Annotated in this window: 21 protein-coding genes and 1 pseudogene; all 22 read left to right on the top strand. The window is 35.6% G+C overall.

What is annotated here, in order from left to right:
• Nucleotides 1–203 precede the first annotated feature (203 nt).
• The 22 genes and pseudogenes from Bccel_RS18665 to Bccel_RS18560 all read left to right on the top strand — a co-directional run bounded on the left by Bccel_RS18665 (nucleotide 204) and on the right by Bccel_RS18560 (nucleotide 21,079).
• Nucleotides 204–2,705 (top strand): sodium-translocating pyrophosphatase, encoded by a 2,502-nt coding sequence (locus tag Bccel_RS18665; RefSeq protein ID WP_036936636.1) that lies wholly within the window; start codon nucleotides 204–206, stop codon nucleotides 2,703–2,705.
• Between the two features lie 398 nt (nucleotides 2,706–3,103).
• On the top strand, nucleotides 3,104–4,054 hold the full coding sequence (hprK, locus tag Bccel_RS18660; RefSeq protein WP_036936638.1) for an HPr(Ser) kinase/phosphatase: 951 nt from the start codon (nucleotides 3,104–3,106) through the stop codon (nucleotides 4,052–4,054).
• A gap of 12 nt (nucleotides 4,055–4,066) precedes the next feature.
• Nucleotides 4,067–4,792 carry a phosphatase gene (locus tag Bccel_RS18655; RefSeq protein WP_036936641.1) on the top strand — a complete coding sequence of 242 codons (726 nt, stop codon included), beginning with the start codon at nucleotides 4,067–4,069 and terminating at the stop codon, nucleotides 4,790–4,792.
• A gap of 139 nt (nucleotides 4,793–4,931) precedes the next feature.
• Nucleotides 4,932–5,846: a UDP-N-acetylmuramate dehydrogenase gene (murB, locus tag Bccel_RS18650; RefSeq protein ID WP_050753623.1), complete on the top strand. Its 915-nt coding sequence runs from the start codon at nucleotides 4,932–4,934 to the stop codon at nucleotides 5,844–5,846.
• Nucleotides 5,847–5,891: 45 nt separating this feature from the next.
• Nucleotides 5,892–6,767: an RNase adapter RapZ gene (gene rapZ / locus Bccel_RS18645; RefSeq protein WP_036936642.1), complete on the top strand. Its 876-nt coding sequence runs from the start codon at nucleotides 5,892–5,894 to the stop codon at nucleotides 6,765–6,767.
• Between the two features lie 211 nt (nucleotides 6,768–6,978).
• On the top strand, nucleotides 6,979–7,947 hold the full coding sequence (gene whiA, locus Bccel_RS18640; RefSeq protein WP_036936645.1) for a DNA-binding protein WhiA: 969 nt from the start codon (nucleotides 6,979–6,981) through the stop codon (nucleotides 7,945–7,947).
• Entirely contained in the window at nucleotides 7,948–8,220 is a 273-nt protein-coding gene (locus Bccel_RS18635; RefSeq protein WP_036936648.1) for an HPr family phosphocarrier protein, read from the top strand. It abuts the gene before it with no gap.
• Between the two features lie 169 nt (nucleotides 8,221–8,389).
• Nucleotides 8,390–8,722 (top strand): anti-sigma F factor antagonist, encoded by a 333-nt coding sequence (gene spoIIAA / locus Bccel_RS18630; RefSeq protein WP_036936651.1) that lies wholly within the window; start codon nucleotides 8,390–8,392, stop codon nucleotides 8,720–8,722.
• An 85-nt stretch (nucleotides 8,723–8,807) separates the two neighbouring features.
• Complete coding sequence (gene spoIIAB / locus Bccel_RS18625; protein WP_036936653.1) at nucleotides 8,808–9,242, top strand: anti-sigma F factor; 435 nt, start codon at nucleotides 8,808–8,810, stop codon at nucleotides 9,240–9,242.
• An 83-nt stretch (nucleotides 9,243–9,325) separates the two neighbouring features.
• A complete protein-coding gene (sigF, locus tag Bccel_RS18620) occupies nucleotides 9,326–10,066 on the top strand; it encodes an RNA polymerase sporulation sigma factor SigF (protein WP_036936656.1) in 741 nt (246 codons plus the stop codon).
• A 119-nt stretch (nucleotides 10,067–10,185) separates the two neighbouring features.
• Complete coding sequence (locus Bccel_RS30320) at nucleotides 10,186–10,380, top strand: hypothetical protein (protein ID WP_036936658.1); 195 nt, start codon at nucleotides 10,186–10,188, stop codon at nucleotides 10,378–10,380.
• Nucleotides 10,338–10,784, top strand: coding sequence for a stage V sporulation protein AC (gene spoVAC / locus Bccel_RS18610; RefSeq protein ID WP_036936660.1), 447 nt, complete (start codon nucleotides 10,338–10,340; stop codon nucleotides 10,782–10,784). The genes Bccel_RS30320 and spoVAC overlap by 43 nt, the downstream gene beginning before the upstream one ends.
• Before the next feature lie 38 nt (nucleotides 10,785–10,822).
• Nucleotides 10,823–11,842, top strand: a complete 1,020-nt coding sequence (spoVAD, locus tag Bccel_RS18605) for a stage V sporulation protein AD (protein WP_036936663.1) — start codon at nucleotides 10,823–10,825, stop codon at nucleotides 11,840–11,842.
• 12 nt (nucleotides 11,843–11,854) lie between these two features.
• Nucleotides 11,855–12,211: a stage V sporulation protein AE gene (spoVAE, locus tag Bccel_RS18600; RefSeq protein ID WP_457920552.1), complete on the top strand. Its 357-nt coding sequence runs from the start codon at nucleotides 11,855–11,857 to the stop codon at nucleotides 12,209–12,211.
• Between the two features lie 296 nt (nucleotides 12,212–12,507).
• Nucleotides 12,508–12,972: a chemotaxis protein CheX gene (locus tag Bccel_RS18595; RefSeq protein WP_036936669.1), complete on the top strand. Its 465-nt coding sequence runs from the start codon at nucleotides 12,508–12,510 to the stop codon at nucleotides 12,970–12,972.
• Between the two features lie 144 nt (nucleotides 12,973–13,116).
• Nucleotides 13,117–13,611, top strand: coding sequence for a tRNA (uridine(34)/cytosine(34)/5-carboxymethylaminomethyluridine(34)-2'-O)-methyltransferase TrmL (trmL, locus tag Bccel_RS18590; protein ID WP_036936672.1), 495 nt, complete (start codon nucleotides 13,117–13,119; stop codon nucleotides 13,609–13,611).
• 87 nt (nucleotides 13,612–13,698) lie between these two features.
• The gene (locus tag Bccel_RS18585) at nucleotides 13,699–14,811 is read left to right on the top strand and encodes a M20/M25/M40 family metallo-hydrolase (RefSeq protein ID WP_036936675.1); all 1,113 of its coding nucleotides are present in this window, start codon (nucleotides 13,699–13,701) and stop codon (nucleotides 14,809–14,811) included.
• A gap of 35 nt (nucleotides 14,812–14,846) precedes the next feature.
• Entirely contained in the window at nucleotides 14,847–15,932 is a 1,086-nt protein-coding gene (locus Bccel_RS18580; RefSeq protein WP_036936678.1) for a 6-phosphofructokinase, read from the top strand.
• 1 nt (nucleotide 15,933) lies between these two features.
• Nucleotides 15,934–16,835 (top strand): annotated as a pseudogene (locus Bccel_RS18575) (DUF2156 domain-containing protein).
• A 238-nt stretch (nucleotides 16,836–17,073) separates the two neighbouring features.
• Nucleotides 17,074–17,529 (top strand): GtrA family protein, encoded by a 456-nt coding sequence (locus Bccel_RS18570; RefSeq protein WP_050753622.1) that lies wholly within the window; start codon nucleotides 17,074–17,076, stop codon nucleotides 17,527–17,529.
• A gap of 8 nt (nucleotides 17,530–17,537) precedes the next feature.
• Entirely contained in the window at nucleotides 17,538–18,473 is a 936-nt protein-coding gene (locus Bccel_RS18565; protein WP_036937039.1) for a glycosyltransferase family 2 protein, read from the top strand.
• 155 nt (nucleotides 18,474–18,628) lie between these two features.
• Nucleotides 18,629–21,079 carry a hypothetical protein gene (locus Bccel_RS18560; RefSeq protein WP_050753621.1) on the top strand — a complete coding sequence of 817 codons (2,451 nt, stop codon included), beginning with the start codon at nucleotides 18,629–18,631 and terminating at the stop codon, nucleotides 21,077–21,079.

Below are 21,079 nucleotides of genomic sequence, written 5' to 3'. Positions count from 1 at the left end.
ACGAAAATGACCAAGGTTGCAAAACCACTTTGTGATTTTGTTCTGTCATATATTTTGAATCTGGGAAAGTTTTGAATTTAGATATTGAATATTACATTTTTGCATATTATAATGTATCGTGGATAAAATTTTTTTATATTTTCTCTCAGGGGAAAATTTCATATAAAAACTTAATTTATTATATCAGAGGGAGGACGAAACGAATGAATTTTAAGTTCACTAAGATGGCAAAGGCGTCATTTATAAGCTTAATTGGCTTGATGATCGCTATTTTTATGCCCGGCATTGTATTTGCAGGTGATGTAGATCTGAAAACACCCGAGTTTTCTAGTGCCCAGCATAATATGTTGTATGTCGGATTTGTAGTTTGTTTTCTCGGTTTAATGTTTGGAGTTTACCAGTTTACAAGGGTTAGAAATCTTAAAGCTCACAAGTCAATGCTTGATGTTGCAAATACAATCTATGAGACATGCAAGACCTATTTGACACAACAAGGTAAATTTTTAGGTATACTTTTTGTATTTATAGGTGCATGTATAGCCTTCTACTTTGGATTCCTTGAAGGTAAAAGTATTGGCAATGTTGCGTTCATACTCGGATGGACTATAGTTGGTATATTAGGGTCCTATGGCGTTGCATGGTACGGTATTCGTATGAATACCCTGGCAAACAGTAGAATGGCGTTTTCCGCCCTTGAAAGAAAACCATTAAAGCTCTTAAACATACCTCTTGATGCAGGTATGAGCATAGGAGTTGTTCTTATTTGCGTGGAGCTTCTGATGATGCTTATAATCTTAAGCTTTGTTCCTAATGAACTTGCCGGTGCAAGTTTTATAGGGTTTGCTGTCGGAGAATCACTTGGAGCATCAGCACTTCGTATTGCCGGCGGTATATTCACGAAGATAGCGGACATCGGGTCCGATCTTATGAAAATCGTATTCAAAATTAAAGAGGATGATCCCCGTAACCCAGGTGTTATAGCTGACTGTACCGGTGATAATGCAGGTGACAGTGTTGGTCCTACAGCCGACGGTTTTGAAACTTATGGTGTAACAGGAGTTGCTTTAATCTCCTTCATACTCCTTGCTGTGGGTTTTGCTTTCCCTGATAATGTTAGGGATTCTATTCAAAGTAGTCTCTTAGTATGGATATTTGTTATGCGTATTGTAATGGTTGTAACATCTGTTATATCCTTTGCTATTAATAAAGCAATAAGTAATGCTTTATATTCCAAAAAAGATGATTTTGATTTTGAACAACCACTTACAAATCTTGTTTGGATTACATCAATTTTATCTATAATCGCAACATTCATCATAAGCTATATAATGATCGGTCCAGGCACAGAAGTTGTGAAAATCGTCCAAGGCTCCAGCGAAGCGTTAAAACTTGGCGATCCGGTTAATTTGTGGTGGGTTCTGTCAATAATTATTAGCTGCGGTACTTTAGGTGCTGCTCTTATACCTGAATTTACTAAGATATTTACAAGCCCGAAATCAGCTCATGTTCAGGAAACAGTTTCATCTTCAAAAGAAGGTGGAGCTTCACTTAACATACTTGCAGGACTTATTGCAGGTAACTTCAGTGCTTTCTGGAAAGGCATGGTTTTCTTTGGCTTGATGTTTATAGCGTACTTTGCAAGCAACCAGGGATTATCGGCTATAATGATTTATCCTTCAATTTTTGCTTTTGGTCTTGTTGCCTTCGGATTTCTTGGAATGGGACCAGTTACAATAGCTGTTGACAGCTATGGACCTGTAACTGACAATGCACAGTCAATATACGAGCTTTCACTTATAGAATCAATACCCAATATTGACAAAGAGATTGAAAAGGATTTTGGCTTCAAACCTGATTTTGACAAGGCAAAACACTACCTTGAAGCTAATGACGGTGCAGGCAATACCTTTAAAGCCACTGCGAAGCCTGTACTTATCGGTACTGCTGTTGTTGGTGCCACAACAATGATATTCTCATTGATACTTGTTATTAAGAGTACATTGAATGTTGAGCCTGAAACAATATTAAACTTATTAAACCCATTCACCATTCTAGGCTTCCTTTGCGGCGGTGCTGTTATTTATTGGTTTACCGGTGCATCAACCCAGGCGGTTTCTACTGGAGCATATAGGGCTGTTGAATATATCAAAAAGAATATTAAGCTTGATGATAAAGCCAGTCAGTCAGCTGCTACTGAAAAGTCCAAGGAAGTTGTTAGGATATGTACTCAATATGCACAAAAGGGTATGTTCAACATATTTATAGCAATATTCTCCTTTGCACTTGCTTTTGCCTTTATTTCTGCTCCTCAGGGAGGAGATAACAAACCTGTTGCGTTCTTTGTTGCTTATCTTATATCCATAGCGGTATTTGGTTTGTTCCAGGCAATCTTTATGGCTAATGCAGGAGGATGCTGGGATAATGCAAAGAAGGTTGTTGAGGTTGATCTTAAGGAAAAGGGAACTGAGCTTCATGATGCTACAGTCGTTGGGGATACAGTTGGTGACCCATTCAAGGACACGTCGTCAGTTGCTTTGAATCCTATAATTAAATTTACAACATTGTTTGGACTTTTAGCTATGGAAATAGCTATATCAGAGAGTTTCAGAGATAAAGCTCCAATAGTTGGAATCGGATTTCTTGTAGTTGCACTTATCTTTGTATGGCGTTCATTCTATGGAATGAGAATTACTTCAAAGAAGTAATAAAACTTATTAATGTGATTTGAATTATGATTATTCCAAAATATATAATAAAAAAGAAGCCACAAAATATTTATGCGTGGTTTCTTTTTTTATACTCTTATTATATAATTATATACATTAAAACACCTTGGCGTTAAAGATACCTAACTTAAAACTAATTATGCTATATATGTTACGAAAAAGATTTACATTAGCAAATGCAGTTGAATCACCTTCATTTGCATTATAAAAATGAGTTTTTCTTAACATGTGAATAAAGGAAAATGTTTTGCAGTAATTAAAATGTTAAATGATTATTTAAAAACATATTGTTGAAGATTAGTAACACTTTTAATTTAGTTTAATGCATTTAATAAGTATATAATATAATTTTACAATTCAAATTTTATGGAGGAGATATGGAAGAAAAGGTATTTTCAGTATCGTTGAAAGAAATAGTTGAAGAATTTCAATTAGAGCCTGTACTTGAATATGATAACCTGGAGGATATACTGATTGTAGCTTCAGATGTAAACAGGCCGGGATTACAGATGACCGGATATTTTGAACACTTTGACAGTGATAGAATACAAGTTGTGGGAAATGTTGAATTTGCATTTTTAAAGGGACTTACATCAGACGATAGATATAAAAGGCTGGATGAATTATTTAAGCATAGATTTCCATGTCTGGTTGTAGCACGAAATCTTAAGGTGTTTCCTGAAATGGTGGATGTTTCCAAGAAGTATGATGTTCCTATATTGATTTCTCCAGATACTACGTCAAGTTTCATGAGTGGACTAATTAGTTACTTGAATGTCCAATTAGCACCAAGAACAACAAAGCACGGCGTTTTGGTAGAGGTTTATGGGGAAGGAATTCTGATTCTTGGAGAAAGCGGTGTTGGTAAAAGTGAGACGGCTTTAGAGCTTGTCAAGAGAGGACATAGGCTTGTTGCTGATGATGTCGTTGAAGTAAGAAGGGTCTCAGAAAAGACTCTTGTTGGTCAGGCACCTGACATCATACGTCACTTTATTGAAATCAGAGGCATTGGAATACTGGATGTTAAGAATCTTTACGGTGTCGGATCGGTAAAGGTTACTGAAAATGTAAAACTGCTTATTCAACTTGAGCTTTGGGATGAAAAGAAACAATATGATAGGTTGGGGCTTGATGATAAATATACTGATATTCTGGGTATACAGGTTCCTTCATTAACAATACCTGTAAGGCCAGGTAGAAACCTTGCAATTATTGTTGAGGTTGCAGCTATGAACAATAGGCAGAAGAAGATGGGATATAATGCTGCAAAGGCCTTAAATGAGAAGGTTTTGGGAGAAATGAACAAGAATCTGGAAGGGAATGAATAAGGAGGTTATGAAGTGAGAATTGTAGTAGACTCACATACTCACACCATATCAAGCGGACATGCTTACAGCACTATACAGGAAATTGCACGGGAAGCTGCGGGACACGGCATTGAGATGATAGCAATAACTGATCATGGTCCCTCAATGATAGGTGCACCATGTGCGGTACATTTCGGGAACCTCAGGGTTGTCCCGGAAGAAATATATGGAATCAGGATATTGAAAGGTATAGAGGCTAATATAATTAAATATGATGGAACCATTGATCTACAGGAAAACTATTTAAAGAGGCTTGATTTTGTAATGGCAAGTTTTCATGATTTATGCATAAAGCCCGGAAATGCTGAGGAGAATACAGAGGCTGTGGTTAATGCTTTAAAAAACCCTCTTATAGATGCAATAGCACATCCAGGCAATCCACAGTTTCAAATCGATATTGATAAAGTCGTGGATACTGCAAAGGAATATAACAAGATGCTTGAGATAAACAACCATTCTTTTATAGTGCGGACGGGCAGTGAAAAAAACTGTTTGGAAATTGTGATAAAGTGCAAAGAAAAGGGCGTTAAAGTAGTATGCGGTAGTGATGCACATATAAGCTTTGATGTAGGCAATTTTGACAGGGTTAAGGAATTGTTAAAAAAGGTTAACATGCCTGAAGAATTAGTTTTAAGCACATCAAAGGAAGCTTTTCTTAATTACCTGGCAGGTAGAAGAAGAAAAACCCTTGGAATGTAAAAAATAAAAATAAATGTATAATTTACTGCTTCTAATGTAATAGTAATGTCAGTAAAATATGTAACAGGGATAATGGTATATAGCAGACAGGAAAGATGTGGGTGTTATCGGTTGTCTGCAATAGAAAGGCTGATTTGTTTTGGATATAAAACATATAACAGAGCTTCTTGTTGAAGCTGTCGATACAGAAAGTGTCAAGAATTTTGAGTTAATGTCAAAACACACATCATTTAAAATTGGAGGACCCGCTGACATTCTTGTGACTCCAAAAACAGCTCAACAGCTTGTAAAGATAATTGAAATATCTAAAGCTGAAAAAGTACCGATATTTATTATGGGAAATGGCTCCAATTTAATTGTAAGGGAAAAAGGCATTCGAGGAATAACAGTTAAGTTGTTTGATAACTTCGATGAATGTGAAGTAACAGGGTGTACTGTTAAAGCTCAGGCTGGCATACTGCTGTCCAGGCTTTCCCAAATTGCATTCCAGAATGGATTGACAGGGCTGGAATTTGCTTCGGGAATTCCTGGTACATTAGGTGGTGCAATAGCAATGAATGCCGGTGCGTATGGCGGTGAAATGAAGGATGTGGTTGTAAGGACCCGTTATATTGACAAAAGCGGTGCTATAAAGTCAATAGAGGGAGATATGCATTGTTTTGGCTATAGGACCAGCTTTATTCAAAATGAAGAAGGTATTGTTTTAGACAGTGAGTTAAGGCTGAATGAGGGAGACAAAAATCAAATTAAAGCCTTAATGGATGATCTTTGTAAAAAAAGAAATGAAAAGCAGCCTTTAAAAATGCCCAGTGCAGGAAGTGTATTTAAAAGGCCGGAGGGTTATTTTGCAGGAAAACTAGTTGAGGATTGCGGACTTCGGGGATATAGCATAGGTGGTGCTGAAGTATCAAATTTGCACTGTGGGTTTATTGTAAATAAAGGTAACGCTGTTGCAGGAGATGTTATAGCTCTTATAGAATTTATTAAGAGCAGCGTAAAAGATAAGTTTGGTGTTGAGCTGCAGACTGAAATTAAGATTGTTGGTGAAGAATAAGAAATTAATAAATAGATATTATTTGTTGATATACAGGAGGTATAGATGAGGTTTGTCATAGTAACGGGATTATCTGGAGCAGGAAAAAGTCAGGTTGTAAAGCACTTGGAGGATTTAGGTTTTTTTTGTGTAGATAATTTGCCTCCGTCATTAATTCCTAAATTTGCAGAAGTATGCTTCCAGAGCAGAAGCAAAATGGATAAAATAGCACTTGTTATAGATATTCGGGGAGGAGAGCTTTTTAAAGATATTTTTCCTGGACTATCGGAAATCAAAGCCGCAGGATATAATTATGAGATTCTTTTTCTTGAAGCTTCTGATGAAGTACTTATTAAAAGATTTAAAGAGAGCAGAAGAAACCATCCTTTGTCCAATGAGGGTAGGCTTAATAAGGCCATTAGTGAAGAAAGAAAAATATTGCAGGAGATTAAAAATAATGCCAGTCATATAATTGATACTTCTAATCTTACGACCAGGCAGCTTAAGGAAGAAATTGCACGAATATTTGTTGAGGGCAAACACTTCGAGGGTTTGATTATAAGTATTATTTCATTTGGTTTCAAGTACGGTACGCCTATAGATTGTGATTTGGTTTTTGATGTGAGGTTTATACCAAATCCATACTATATCAGTTCATTGAAAAAGCTGACCGGAAAGCATGAAGATGTTAAAGCGTATGTATTGAAGTCAAAAGAGACTGAAGTATTCATTGAAAAACTGAGTGATATGCTGGAGTTTCTTATCCCCAACTACATTAAAGAGGGTAAATCAAGGTTGGTTATCGGTATTGGATGCACCGGGGGAAAGCATAGGTCTGTTGCAATTGCTGATGATGTATACCGGTTGCTAGTGGAAAAACAGCATAGAGTGGTTATAGAACACAGGGATATTGAGAAGGATAACAAAGCCTTAGCCAAGTAATGCCTTAGAAATAACTTCATATTCTCAAGGACAAAATCCCGACGATTTAACGGGGTTTTGGACGATGAGAATTGGATGTTATTTCTTAACCATTACTAAGTAACCACTAGAACTTACTTCCGCTTATGAGCGTGTGTTGGATTGCATATTTTATGATAGTATGGTATATTTATGTAAAAGTCAAATAATAGTTTTTAGGTAGGGGTTAAAATTGTCTTTTTCAGCTGGAGTAAAAAATGAGTTATGCAGGATTGATATACAGGAAAATTGTTGCTTACTTTCCGAATTAGCTGGAGTTATTCTGGTGGGAGCAGCTGATGAAAAAGGATGTGATGAAAAGGATTCAAACATACGCATTATTACAGAGAATGCTCCTTTTGCAAGACGGGTTTTTTCTATAATAAAAAAATTATATGATATTCATCCTGAAATTATAATTAGAAAAAGTTACAAGTTTAAAAAGCATGTTTCTTATATACTTGTAATCACATCAGCTTTTGGAGGAAAAAAAGTACTCGATGATTTAGAAAAAGTAGCTTTTGAATTTAATATTGAGAGGGAAAGTAATATATCATGGGAAAGTGATGAAGTTTTAAATAAGAGCTGTTGCAGACGTGCTTTCTTAAGAGGTGCTTTCTTAGCAGGGGGATCAATAAGTGATCCTGAAAAGAACTACCATCTCGAAATTACAAGCCATTCCAGCAAGACTGCTTTACTTATTTGCAAAGCTGCATTTTGGTTTGATTTAAATGCTAAGGTGGTGGAGAGAAAAGGAAACTATGTCATTTACCTTAAAGAGGGTGAAAATCTAGTTGATTTTTTAAATATAATAGGTGCACATTCTGCCTTGCTGGAACTGGAGAATGTAAGAATTTTGAAGGGAATGCGCAATGATGTAAATCGCATAGTTAACTGTGAAACAGCTAATCTAGAAAAGACAGTCAATGCCTCTGTGAGGCAGATTGAGAATATTAAATATATCCAGGAGAATATGGGATTTGATAATTTGTCAGATAATCTCAGGGAGATTGCAGAGCTGAGGCTAAAATACTGTGATGCAAACCTGAAAGAACTGGGAGAGTTCTTATGCCCGCCTGTTGGGAAATCCGGGGTAAACCATAGACTACGGAAGCTTGAAATGATTGCAGACGATCTTAGGCAAATGAAAGGGGATTGTTAGATGGTTGAAAAGACAGTTGAAATAAATAATCCAGTTGGTCTTCATGCCAGACCTGCCGCTATTTTTGTTCAAACAGCCGGAAAGTTTACGTCTAACATATGGCTTATAAGGGAGAACAAAAAGGTAAATGCAAAAAGTATAATGGGAATAATGTCTTTAGCGATACCTAAAGGTACATTGGTGGTAATAAGGGCAGATGGAGATGATGAGATTTCTGCGGTTAACGAGCTGGTAGAACTTATACAATCCGGGTTTAAAGAATTTGAATATTGATATAACTTTCTTTCACATAAAGAGATTGGTCAATGAAATAATGGCTGGTCTTTTTTAATGTAATATTTTAATCATTCCTTAGACAGGAATAATATGGGAAATATAGAAATCAATTAATGTAAGATTAATATTGATTTTTACAATAAAAGCGTGAAAGGAAGAGGTTATTTTGAAAGTTAAATTTTTAAATAAGGGAAACACTTTGATTGCCAGTATTATTGGAGAGATGGACCACCATACTGCTGACTATATAAGGGATAAAATTGATGGTGAGATAATTAAGTCATCCACAAAAAATATAGTATTTGATTTCTCAAAGGTGGGCTTTATGGACAGTTCCGGAATAGGTTTGGTTATGGGGAGATACAAAAATATAAGTAAGCTTAATGGAAGGACTGCAATAATAAAGGCAAATGAGCAAGTCAGAAGGATATTTGAAATGTCCGGGGTTGTAAAACTTGTTCCAATATATGATAATATCGATGAAGCAATTGGAAGCTAGCAAATATGAGAGGTGTTATCTCATAAAATTAAGATTATTGTGCTGTATGACTTGTACATCTAAAAGATAAAGGGGAAATCAGATAATGGAGATTATGAATGAGTTTAAACTTGAATTTTTGAGTAAATCCAACAATGAAGCTTTTGCCAGAGTTGTAGCAGCAGCATTTGTTTCTCAGTTGGACCCTACATTGGAAGAAATTGCAGACATAAAAACTGCAGTTTCTGAGGCTGTTACAAATGCAATAATTCATGGATATGAAGGTAATAAGGGGATGGTTAAAATGAGCTGCACTTTATATGAATCCTCAGTTGATATAGTAATAATGGATGAAGGCAGGGGCATTGAAGATGTTGAGAAAGCTAGGCAGCCCCTGTTCACATCCAAGCCTGATCTGGAGAGGTCGGGAATGGGGTTTACCATAATGGAAAACTTTATGGATAAGCTAGAAATTATATCCGAGAACGGAAAGGGTACTACTGTGAAAATGTCAAAAACACTTGGTATACAAAAAAAGTAATTTTTTTGTATAAGCGTGTAAATAAATGGCAATAATAACAATAAAAGCAATGTAAATTAATGTATTTATCTATAGGAGAAGATATGAGCGTAATTATAGATGATAACTTGCTTGAACTAATAAAAAAAGCAAAAGATGGCGATAAAGTTGCCCAATCCTATTTGGTTGAAAAAAATATAGGGTTGATATGGAGTGTTATAAAGAGATTCCAAAACAGGGGTTATGAAACAGATGACCTGTTTCAAATAGGCAGCATCGGTCTAATTAAGGCAATCCAGAAATTTGATGAGTCCTTTGATGTTAAATTTTCTACTTATGCAGTGCCTATGATAATAGGGGAGATAAAAAGGTTTATCAGGGATGATGGCATTATTAAAGTAAGTAGGTCCTTGAAAGAAATATCAAATAAAGCCAGGGTGGCAAAAGAAATCCTCAGCAAAGAAATGGGAAGAGAGCCTTCAGTTTGTGAAATCGCAGAACATATGAATATTTCAGCAGAAGATCTTGTAATGGCGATGGATGCAGGAAGTTCCCCGGAATCTTTATACAGTACTGTATGTGAAGGGGATAATTCTCCAATTTACCTAATAGATAGAATTGACAGTGCAGTGGACTGCAAAGAGGTTGATATAATAGATAAAATTGCTATAAGAGAGGTGCTTAAAACCTTAAAGCCTAGAGAAAGGCAAATTATTGTACTAAGGTATTTTAAGGAAAAGACCCAAATGCAGATTGCTAAAATAATGGGAATTTCTCAGGTGCAAGTTTCCAGAATTGAAAAGAGAATTTTAGAAGATATAAGAGAGAAAATAAAATCAAATTAATTTATAATTTACATTTATGTATTAAAGTGGTGATGATAAAAACAAAAGGATACATAAAACCGAAAAAATAAACCATAATAGGATTGTGAATATTGAAAAACCAAAATGGAGAGAATTGTATGAATGAAATTTTCCAAAGAAATAAGGTTGTCATACTTCTAATATTATTAACCTTAATCATACTTATTATTGCCTTTGGAATAATAAGTTTAAACGGAAGTATTGATAAGATACCTTCAAAGGGTGTTTATATTTTTGAATTGGAGGAATTATGCAAAAGACATTTACTAATAAGGAATACTTGGATTATGTAGAAAAGAAATCTCCTAAATCAAAAGTAGCAGGAAATATTGTAAAGGCTTATGCTGTGGGAGGTGTGATTTGTGTCGTAGGACAGTTTATTAGCAATTCTCTTGTGGCACAAGGTTTAGGCAAAGATGCGGCTAGTAATTTGACCGTACTTATTATGGTGTTTATAGGTGCTTTTTTAACAGGAATAAATGTATACGACGATATAGGAAGATTTGCAGGTGCAGGCTCCATTGTTCCAATAACCGGTTTTGCCAATTCAATTGTATCACCGGCTATGGAGTTTAAGAGTGAAGGCTATGTTACCGGAGTTGGAGCAAGGATGTTTTTTATTGCTGGTCCTGTGCTTGTTTATGGTATTTCAGCATCAGTAGTGGTCGGGATACTGCACTATTTATTAAAGTTTTAATATATAGATTAATATAGATTAAAACTGAAAGGAGAATTATGCCAACTAAGCGTAAAGGAAAACAGACAGTTAAAATAGATAGCCCAATCAGCATAATATCTACTGCTTCAATAGTAGGACCAAAGGAAGGCCAGGGACCGCTTGGAATATACTATGATATGGTAATTGAAGATGAGATGTGGGGAGAAAAAAGCTGGGAAAAGGCAGAAAGCAAGCTGATGAAGGAAACTCTCAGCAAAATTATAAATAAATCAGGCAAGGCTCTTGATGAAATTAACTATATATTGGCAGGCGATTTACTTAATCAGTGTACTGCATCAAATTTCGCATTGAGGGAGGCAGGTATCTCTTTTTTTGGTTTATATGGAGCCTGCTCAACCATGGCTGAGTCTGCCAGCTTAGGTGCTATGCTTATTAATGGCGGATTTGCGGATAATGTGGTCTGCATAACTTCAAGCCATTTTTGCTCGGCAGAAAAGCAGTTTAGATTTCCTTTAGAGCTTGGATCCCAAAGACCCCCTACTGCACAGTGGACTGTAATCGGATCAGGCGGTGTAATGTTATCTAATCAAGGTATTGGCCCTTATATAACATATGTAACAACAGGAAAAATAGTAGACCTGGGCGTCAAGGATTCTAACAATATGGGAGCGGCAATGGCTCCGGCAGCAGCAGACACAATAGTTACACACTTTAAGGACTCAGGATTAAGCCCATCGGATTATGACCTGATAATCACGGGAGATCTAGGCAGCTTTGGAAAGGAATTATGTGAAGAACTTGTTAGTAAGCAAGGATATGATATTAAGAGTAATTATGCTGATTGCGGTATGATGGTTTATGACTCTCAAAAGCAGGATACACATTCTGGAGGAAGCGGATGTGGCTGTTCTGCTGTGACTTTGGCAGGTTATTTATATCAGGAAATGAAAAAGGGTAAGTATAATAATATATTATTTGTAGGAACAGGTGCGTTACTTAGCTCTACAAGTGCTCAACAAGGTGAATCAATTCCAGGTATAGCACATGCGATATCAATACAGAATAAGTTTGAATGAGGTGATTTAATGCTGACATATTTAAATGCGTTTATAATTGGCGGATTGATTTGTGCTGTTGGACAGATTCTTATAGATAAGACCAAGCTGACACCTGCAAGGATTTTGGTGTTATTTGTTACTACTGGTACTATACTGGGTGCCTTAGGTATATATCAAAAGGTTGTTGATGTAGGTGGGGCAGGTGCTACAGTCCCTTTAACTGGTTTTGGGTATAACCTTGCCAAAGGTGCTATAAAAGATGTGGATCAGTATGGCTTATTGGGTGCATTTACTGGTGGGATTCGTGCAGCAGCAGCAGGAATAACTGCAGCTGTATTTTTTGGTTATATAATGTCAGTTGCATTTACTCCAAAAGCTAAAAGATGAAGGTAGTCTGGATTGTTAACATTCCATAATAAAGGGGAGTAGTTAAGTTACTCCCTTATAAAGTTTTTTTATTGCATAATGAAATTTGTTTTAAATAAAAGAAGGATTTTAATAATTTGCATAGAATAATAATCATATGAAATTTCTTTATGAATATTTTTTGCAGTATATGAAAGTCAATTAGCTTTTTGCATTTGGTATAATTCTCTTTTTAAGTCTGTTCGGGCAAATATCAATAATATTACTTAATAAAAATGAAATAATATAAATTATACGAAAAAGGCGGGATTTTATAGATGAATATTGAGTATATAAACCCATTTATTGAAGCTAGTCAAACTGTGTTAAAACAAATTGCAGGAATTGACGCAAAGATGGGTAAAGTATATCTTAAAGAATCGCCATATAAGAGTAATTCTATAATTATTATTGTAGGATTGACCGGGCAGATTAGAGGTCAGGCTATGTTTTCAATGACCATGGAGGTAGGACTTTACATTGCATCGAGTATGATGGGAGGAATGCCGGTTGCGGGACTTGATGAAATGTCAAAGAGTGCACTTTCAGAGCTTACTAATATGATTCTTGGAAACACTGCAACGATTTTGTATAATAATGGTACCCCTATTGATATAACTCCTCCAACATGCTTGTTTGGAGATAATCTACAAATATCTAACAACAAGCTTAAAATAGTTTGTATACCATTAATGTTGGGTGATGGAAAAGCTTTTGAGATTGACTTGGCATTTGAGGAGTAAAGCAGAGAATAGCAAAGATATTAAGACGATTAAAGGTGGTTTAATAAACCATCTTTTTTGATGTGATTTTGTTTTTGGAAAAAAGTTTATATGTGGTATAATAATGAAATAATGAAAACGGCATTTATGTCTGGAGGTTGTAACTTGTCAATAAATATTGTTTTGGTTGAACCTGAAATACCACAAAATACAGGGAATATAGTAAGAACATGTGCTGCTACAGGGGCGAAGCTTCATTTGGTAAAACCTCTTGGATTTTCAGTGGAGGATAGATATCTAAAGCGTGCAGGCCTTGATTATTGGAATGAGGCAGATATATGCTATTATGAATATTTTGGGGAACTGCGTGAAAAATATAAGGATAATGCTTTTTATTATGCAACTACAAAAGCAGTTAATGTTTATTCAGATATAAGTTATCCGGATGAGTCATTTATCGTATTTGGTAAAGAGACAAAAGGTCTTCCGGAAGAACTGCTTTATAAAAACAAGGAGTATTGCATAAGAATTCCAATGAGAGAGGGACTTAGGTCTCTCAATTTGTCAAATTCGGTGGCAGTAGTTCTTTATGAGATTTTAAGACAGGGTGATTTTAAAGGGTTAAAGGATCAAGGTGCTCTTACTCAATTTGACTGGTGAGTTTTAAAAGATTAATCGTTTTCAATACAATAATAACTAATTTAATCAATATAATTATAAATAATAATTAATATAAGGAGAATATGGATGGTTAATCAAGATAGGATAGTTAATGAGTTTGTTGAGCTGATAAGTATAGATAGCCTCTCTCTTAAAGAAAGAAATATGGCTGATTTGTTGAAGAACCGACTATCAGATATGGGTTTTGATGTCTATGAGGATGATGCAGGAATTAAGACAGGCGGCAATTGCGGAAATATAATAGGGGAAAAAAAAGGTAATAAAAATGTTCCGGCCATACTTCTTATGGCTCACATGGACACTGTTACGCCTGGGATTAACAAAAAAGCAAACATTAAGGGTGATATTATAAGGTCGGATGGCACGACAATACTTGGTGGAGACGATGTGGCCGGTATTGTGTCCATATTGGAAGCCTTAAGAGTTTTAGCGGAAAACAATGAAGAGTATGGGGATATTCAGGTAGCGTTTACCATAGGTGAAGAGGTAGGGTTAATTGGTGCTAAAAACCTGGACTATAGTAAAATACATGCAAAATATTGTTTTGTTATGGATTCGGGTGGAGATATAGGGTTAGTGGCAATAACTGCACCTTCACAGAATAAGATTGACATAGTTGTAAAGGGAAAAGCAGTTCATGCCGGTCTCGAGCCGGAAAAGGGTGTTAATGCCATAGCTATAGCTGCCCATGCGATTTCCCAAATGAAGCTGGGAAGAATTGATGATGAGACTACGGCTAATATTGGAATTATAAATGGAGGCAATGCAACAAATATAATTTGTGACAGGGTAGAATTAAAAGCCGAAGCACGCAGCAGGTGTGATAACAAACTGAAGAGCCAGACTAATCATATGAAACAGTGTTTTTTAGATGCTGCTGATAAATTTGGCGGTGAGATAGAGTTTAAAGATGAACTGATGTATCCCTCATTTAAAATAAATGAAGATGATGATATAATAGGAATTCTAAAAAATGCATCTGAAAAATGTGGTATAAAGCTTGTTCTTGAGGCAACAGGCGGAGGGAGCGATACTAATATTGTCAATAGCAAAGGTATACAGGCTGTTGATGTAAGTGTTGGCATGGATAAGGTACACAGTGTGGAAGAGCAGATTTCTATTGGTGATCTTGTAAAGGCAGCAAGTTTTTTAGTTGAAATAGTCAAAGCTGTAAAATAAAATATTGCCATAATTTATGAAGGAGGAACGTTATAATGATAAAGAAAATAGGAGTTCTTACCGGCGGGGGAGATTGCCCCGGACTTAATGCAGTATTGAGAGCAGTAGTTAAGACAGCTATGGGAAAGTATGAGTGGGAGGTTATAGGGTTTAAGGATGGATATAGAGGGCTTGTAATGAACGACTATATCAAATTTAACTCCAGAGACGTATCGGGTATTCTTGATAAGGGCGGTACCATACTTGGGTCTTCCAACAGGGATAATCCATTCAATTTTAGGCTTGAGAAGGATGGAAAGGTTGAATATAAAGACTTGTCCGAGAGGGTAATGGATAATGTAAGTATGCATGAAATTGATTGTATGGTTTTAATAGGAGGGGACGGAACCCTGACAAGTGCAAGGGATTTTGCAAGAAAGGGATTAAAGGTTGTAGGCGTTCCTAAAACAATAGATAACGACTTATCTGCTACAGATACTACATTTGGTTTTATGACTGCTGTTGAAACAGCAACTGAAGCTATAGATAAGCTTCATTCAACTGCTGAAGCACATCACAGGGTAATGATTCTGGAGGTAATGGGAAGATATGCCGGTTGGATTGCATTGGAATCAGGCATTGCAGGCGGGGCGGATGTAATTCTATTGCCTGAAATACCGTATAATATAAACAGCATAGTAGATAAAATTGCCGAAAGAAAGCAGCAGGGGAAGCTTTTTAGTATCATTGTTGTTGCAGAAGGTGCAAAGCCTAAGGATGGAGACGTGGTTATCAGCAAGATAGTTGAAAATAGCCCAGATCCAATAAGGCTTGGAGGAATAGGCAACAGGATAGCAGATGATATTGAAAAGGCCACAGGTCATGAGACAAGGGTTACTGTTTTAGGTCACCTTCAAAGAGGGGGGAGGCCTGTACCCTATGACAGGATTCTGTCAACAAGATACGGAGTAGCTGCAGTTGAATTGATAAATGAGGGCAAATTCGGTAAGATGGTAGCACTGCAAGGAAATTCTATAACAGATGTTTCGTTGGAGGATGCTGTTGGTAAATTAAAGACGGTAGATATTAATGGTGAACTGATTAAAATTGCCAGAAGTGTAGGCGTTGGATTTGGAGATTAAAATGGGAATGGATTTTAAGGAAATTGCTTTAAGGGACAGGGAATATTTCAACAGGTTTTTAAGGATGGATAATCCGCAAATATCTGAGCTTACCTTTACAAATATGTTTATGTGGAGAAACTTTTATAAGTTTAGATATGCACAGGTAGGTGATATGCTAGTTCTTATTTCTGTGCCTGATGAAGGGATTCCGTTTGCATTTGCACCCTTTGGCAGATTAAGCAGTGAGGGGTTTAAAGATATTGTATTAATGCTGTGGGATTATTTTAAAAAGAATAATTGGAAAATGGTTTTTGGAAGAGTTCCTGAAAGCATATTGCCGTTTTTTAAGGAGTTATTTAAGGATAAAGCAGAAATAAAACTGGATGAAGCCAACTCTGATTATGTCTATTCTTCTAAGGATCTTATTTCTCTTGTCGGGAAAAAGTATGATGGAAAAAGAAACCACATCCATAAGTTTAAAAGATTATATGAGTATAGTTATGAGAAGGTAGACGCTTCGAATATCTCTGAGTGTAAAAGGATTATGGACGAATGGTGTGCTGAGAAAGACTGTAAAGACCATAATGCCAATTACTGTGAGAACAAGGCAAATATGGAGCTGCTTAATAATATTGATGAATTAGGATGTAAAGGTGCACTTATTAGTGTCAATGGCAGGTATGAGGCTTTTACAATAGGGGAGATGTTAAATGACAATACTGCCGTTATACATGTGGAAAAGCCAATAGCAAAGTGAATGGCCTTTATACAATAACAAATCAGCAGTTTTGTGAAAATGAATGGGGCCATGTAGAATATATAAACAGGGAACAGGACTTAGGAATCGAAGGCATAAGAAAGGCAAAGCTTTCTTATCACCCTGTAAAAATGATTAATAAATACTTAGTAGAAATAGAATAGTGTTGATATTTGCTGTCAAGGCATGCCGAAAGTGATTTTGTTGTACAATAACAAAGCCTTATAAATTGTTATTGCAGTGAAGTCACTTTTTTTATGTCTGCAGGTTTTGTTATATTTTTCCCATTAAAGCCTTGCAAATAAGAAATTGCATATTTTTGATGTAGTTGTTATAATAAAATAAGACTGTTATGCTTTTTTTTGTCGATAGTTATGCTTTTAATATACATAGGAGATAGTAATGAATTCGAATACTTTATTTGGCGGGATTCTAAAAAGCAAATACGTTGCACAATTTCTGAACAAAAATACTATGATACAGTTTGGTAAAACATTTGCAATTGGTGTAGTATCTGCTGGCTGTGACTTTTTATTATTTCATTTATTAGTCAAGTATCTTAAATTATGGACTGTTTTTTCTAGCGGTGCCAGTCAAATTGTAGGCTTCTGGGCAAGCTTCCTTTTAAATAAGTTTTGGACTTTCAAAGTAAGGGAGAATTTTCTAAAGCAGCTTTCATCATATACCGTCTTATTCATGTTTAATCTGGCATTTTCATCTTTAGCAATCTATTTGTTGGTAGATGTCATGAAGCAGAATGAGTATTTTTCCAAGATATTTATTATGGGCCTGATTTTTATATGGAACTTTATAATATACAAAATAATTATTTATAAGGTAAAAGGGAGTCCGAAATGAGTGAAAAGTTGATTTCTATAGTAATTCCTGTTTATAATGAAGAAAAGCATATACAAAAAAATATTCAAGTGATACATAATACCCTTAATAAAAGTGGTATTAAACATAATTTCATTCTAGTTGATGATGGTTCAAAGGATAATACATGGGATGAGTTAAAAAAGCTTTCTTTATCACTAGAGGGTGTTTTGGCAATTAAACTGAGCAGGAATTTTGGAAAGGAAGCTGCATTATGTGCAGGTCTGGAAAATGTTACAAGTGATGCTTGTATAGTGATGGATTCTGATTTACAGCACCCCCCGGAAAAAATACCTGAAATGGTTTATTTGTGGAAGAATGAGGGTGTTGACATTGTTGAATGCGTTAAAGTATCAAGGGGAAAAGAAAGCATTGCGTATAAAATGAGCTCTCTGTTGTTTTATAACGTTTTAAAAAAGCTTTCGGGGTTTGACTTTGCAGGAGCATCTGATTTTAAGCTTCTAGATAAAAAGGTATTGGATGCATGGAAGCAAATGAGCGAGAGGAACACGTTTTTCAGAGGTATGTCTACGTGGGTGGGCTATAAGAAAATTCAGATTCCATTTGAGGTTGCAGAAAGACTGGAAGGCAACTCTAAATGGTCGCCCCTAAGACTTGTAAAGCTGGCAGTTAATGCTATTACTTCATTCTCTTCACTGCCATTATATATAGTTACTTTTTTAGGAGTATTGTTTTTATTAGGTGCCATACCGCTTGGGATAGAATCGTTGTATATGTATTTTAAAGGTCATGCAGTTGATGGATTTACAACTGTAATTTTACTGCTTCTTATTATTGGAAGTATTCTTATGATTAGCTTGGGGATTATTGGATCTTATATCGCCAAGATATATGAGGAAGTTAAACAAAGACCGAGGTACCTTATAGCTGAGAAGGCGGACAGCACAATTATGTCAACAAAATAGATTTATATAAGTAATGATTAAAATATTAATTCCGCTTTTAAGCGTGTGTTGACGAGTCAAGTCAATACGTAAGCGAAATTTATAGCGGAAGTTATATTTTAGTCATTACTAAATACCTAATTATTAAATAAATATTTTAAAGGGGGAATTGTTTAATGATGGAAGTGGTTCGTTTTATTCTGGGATTACTTCTAGGATCAGGCTATTTTATTATAGCCTCATTTGTTGCATATAATTTTCTGAAAAAAGTTATACCGGGATTATTCAGGGTTAATAAAACAATAAGCTTGTTTGGAAAACCCATCAAACTGGAAAATTGGATGGTTACAATACCAGCTTCCTTTTTGATAGGTACAATGCTGATTACGTGGCTTACATATATTGGTGCCGCTTTGTCTAATAGCTTCAGCAATAAACCATTGCTGTTAGGAAATTTAATTTCTTTTGGTGTTTTTATTGTTTTTGCAGCTATAATAATTCATAAAAGGAAAGATGATTTCAGGTCTTTCTTTAAAAAACTTTTCAAAATCAGGGGAAATGACATTGTTTCATTTCTGTTAAACCGCAGATGGGAATTTGGTTTTATTTTAATTTCAACTGTTATTGTTACATACTTTATGTTTTTGACTCTAAATGTAAGCGGGGGAGTTATGACAATCGGCGGAACCGTTCACAGTGACTTTGGGCCGCATATGTCAATGATAAGATCATTTTCGGAAGGATCAAATTTTCCTACCCAATACCCCCACTTTCCCGATGGAAAAATCAGATATCATTTTATGTATCAGTTTTTGGCAGGTAACCTGGAATTTCTGGGAATGAGAATAGATTTTGCATTTAATATGCCGAGTATTCTTTCACTTGTAGCCTTCTTAATGCTTTTGTATTCATTTGTTGTTATGACTATGGGAACAAGAGGAGCAGGATTTATTACTGCATTTCTTTTTGCATTCAGAAGCTCCTTTGCGGATTTTACCTATATAACCGACAAAATGAAGGAAAAAATTCCATTTCCGGATATATTGAAAGCTTTATGGGACAATGCATCAGGACATATAGGCCGATCATCGAGTCAGGAAACCTGGGGACTATATGCACAGAATGTATATGTAAACCAGCGGCACCTTGCTTTTTCTCTTGGCATTATGATTCTTGTGATGATAGCTGTTTATCCCATGTTTAGAAGCATGATCGGTGGACTTAAAAAGGTGAGGGTAAAAACCAGGGATGAGTTAAAAGTATTGAATTCAGAAGGCGGTTCAACTGACAATAGTGAAAATACTGAAGAGGTTGCAGTATCAAGTGATAAAAAGGTAAGCTTCAATAACCTCTATATAAGAAATTGGCTCAAAGAGTTTATGCTTTCAAAGGAAGCATGGTTACCTAGAGATATAAAAAGAACTATTTCGATAGGACTTATTTTAGGACTGATGACTTTCTGGAATGGTGCGGTAACAATTGCAACTTTGCCCATACTTTGCATTATGGCAATCATGTCAAAAAGACGTCTTGAATACCTTGGTATAGCAGCTATAACGGTCCTCTTTTCATTTCTTCAGCAAGGCTTGTTTATGGGAGCGGGACAGTCAGCAGTTAAGCCTGAACTTTATATAGGTTTTCTAACTACCTTCCCTGATGATATGATGGCTGATTTTATGCAATATAGGGATGCCCACGAATATGGATCGCTTATTAATGTTATTATACAAATGACGCCTCATGTAATAAAATATTTCATTGAGCTTTTGGGAATTATGCCATACTTAATGATAATTGCTGTTTTCAGCATTCCAAAAGGCATTGGACGCTGGATTTCGCTGGCAGCAATTGTTTCTTTGATAGGCGGTTCAATTTTTATATTCCCTAATGTTCATGACATATTCAAAGTATCTGTAATTGTAATCACGATGGTTACGGCTATAGTAGCAAATACTGTTATGGATTACCCCATAACTCCTAAAGGAGGAAAGTGGCTGGCATTGGCTTTCCTAATGCCATGGGTTATTGCCACAACTTTGAAACTTAGTCCTGATGTGCCTGTTAATCATAAGTATATAATGGTTACGTCAATTTTATTTGATATTATTATGGCAAATTTCATTTATAGGATGTATATTAAGAAAGGGATAATTGTAAAAGCTGTAGCAGGTTTGTTGGTATTTATACTAACATTTACCGGATTCATTGACCTTAAAACACTTTTTAATATGAATTATTATCAAAACGTCAAGTTTTCTGTAAACGATCCTGTTACTAAATGGGTGAAGAACAATACCGGTCCTAAAGATGTATTTCTTACTACGCCGGATGTCATAGATCCGGTATTGCTTGCTGGAAGACCTATATATTATGGACATCCTTATTATGCGTGGAGTGCAGGATATGATACCTATAAGAGGGAAGAGATCGTAAAACAAATTTACGCTTGCAAGAATAAAGAAGCACTTAGCAAGCTTTTGAAAGAAAATAACATATCATATATTCTTGTTGATGATGGAATGAGGGATCAGGTTAAAGAACTGGATGAAGTGTTTATAAGTACAGTTTTGGACAAGGTTGTTACCATCAAACAAAGTAATACAAATATTTACAAGGTAAAAAAATAG

The sequence above is a fragment of the Pseudobacteroides cellulosolvens ATCC 35603 = DSM 2933 genome (assembly GCF_001262605.1).
In the GTDB taxonomy this organism is placed as follows: Bacteria; Bacillota; Clostridia; order Acetivibrionales; family DSM-2933; genus Pseudobacteroides; species Pseudobacteroides cellulosolvens.
The sequence above is the reverse complement of the archived record's forward strand: the minus strand, read 5'-3'. Positions and strand labels throughout refer to the sequence as shown.

Excerpts from the sequence above, each read along its gene's own strand:
- Bccel_RS18665 (WP_036936636.1), top strand. The coding sequence starts at position 204 with ATGAATTTTAAGTTCACTAAGATGGCAAAGGCGTCATTTATAAGCTTA.
- hprK (WP_036936638.1), top strand. The coding sequence starts at position 3,104 with ATGGAAGAAAAGGTATTTTCAGTATCGTTGAAAGAAATAGTTGAAGAA.
- rapZ (WP_036936642.1), top strand. The coding sequence starts at position 5,892 with ATGAGGTTTGTCATAGTAACGGGATTATCTGGAGCAGGAAAAAGTCAG.
- Bccel_RS18635 (WP_036936648.1), top strand. The coding sequence starts at position 7,948 with ATGGTTGAAAAGACAGTTGAAATAAATAATCCAGTTGGTCTTCATGCC.
- spoIIAB (WP_036936653.1), top strand. The coding sequence starts at position 8,808 with ATGGAGATTATGAATGAGTTTAAACTTGAATTTTTGAGTAAATCCAAC.
- sigF (WP_036936656.1), top strand. The coding sequence starts at position 9,326 with ATGAGCGTAATTATAGATGATAACTTGCTTGAACTAATAAAAAAAGCA.
- Bccel_RS30320 (WP_036936658.1), top strand. The coding sequence starts at position 10,186 with ATGAATGAAATTTTCCAAAGAAATAAGGTTGTCATACTTCTAATATTA.
- spoVAC (WP_036936660.1), top strand. The coding sequence starts at position 10,338 with ATGCAAAAGACATTTACTAATAAGGAATACTTGGATTATGTAGAAAAG.
- spoVAD (WP_036936663.1), top strand. The coding sequence starts at position 10,823 with ATGCCAACTAAGCGTAAAGGAAAACAGACAGTTAAAATAGATAGCCCA.
- Bccel_RS18595 (WP_036936669.1), top strand. The coding sequence starts at position 12,508 with ATGAATATTGAGTATATAAACCCATTTATTGAAGCTAGTCAAACTGTG.
- Bccel_RS18585 (WP_036936675.1), top strand. The coding sequence starts at position 13,699 with ATGGTTAATCAAGATAGGATAGTTAATGAGTTTGTTGAGCTGATAAGT.
- Bccel_RS18580 (WP_036936678.1), top strand. The coding sequence starts at position 14,847 with ATGATAAAGAAAATAGGAGTTCTTACCGGCGGGGGAGATTGCCCCGGA.
- Bccel_RS18570 (WP_050753622.1), top strand. The coding sequence starts at position 17,074 with ATGAATTCGAATACTTTATTTGGCGGGATTCTAAAAAGCAAATACGTT.
- Bccel_RS18560 (WP_050753621.1), top strand. The coding sequence starts at position 18,629 with ATGATGGAAGTGGTTCGTTTTATTCTGGGATTACTTCTAGGATCAGGC.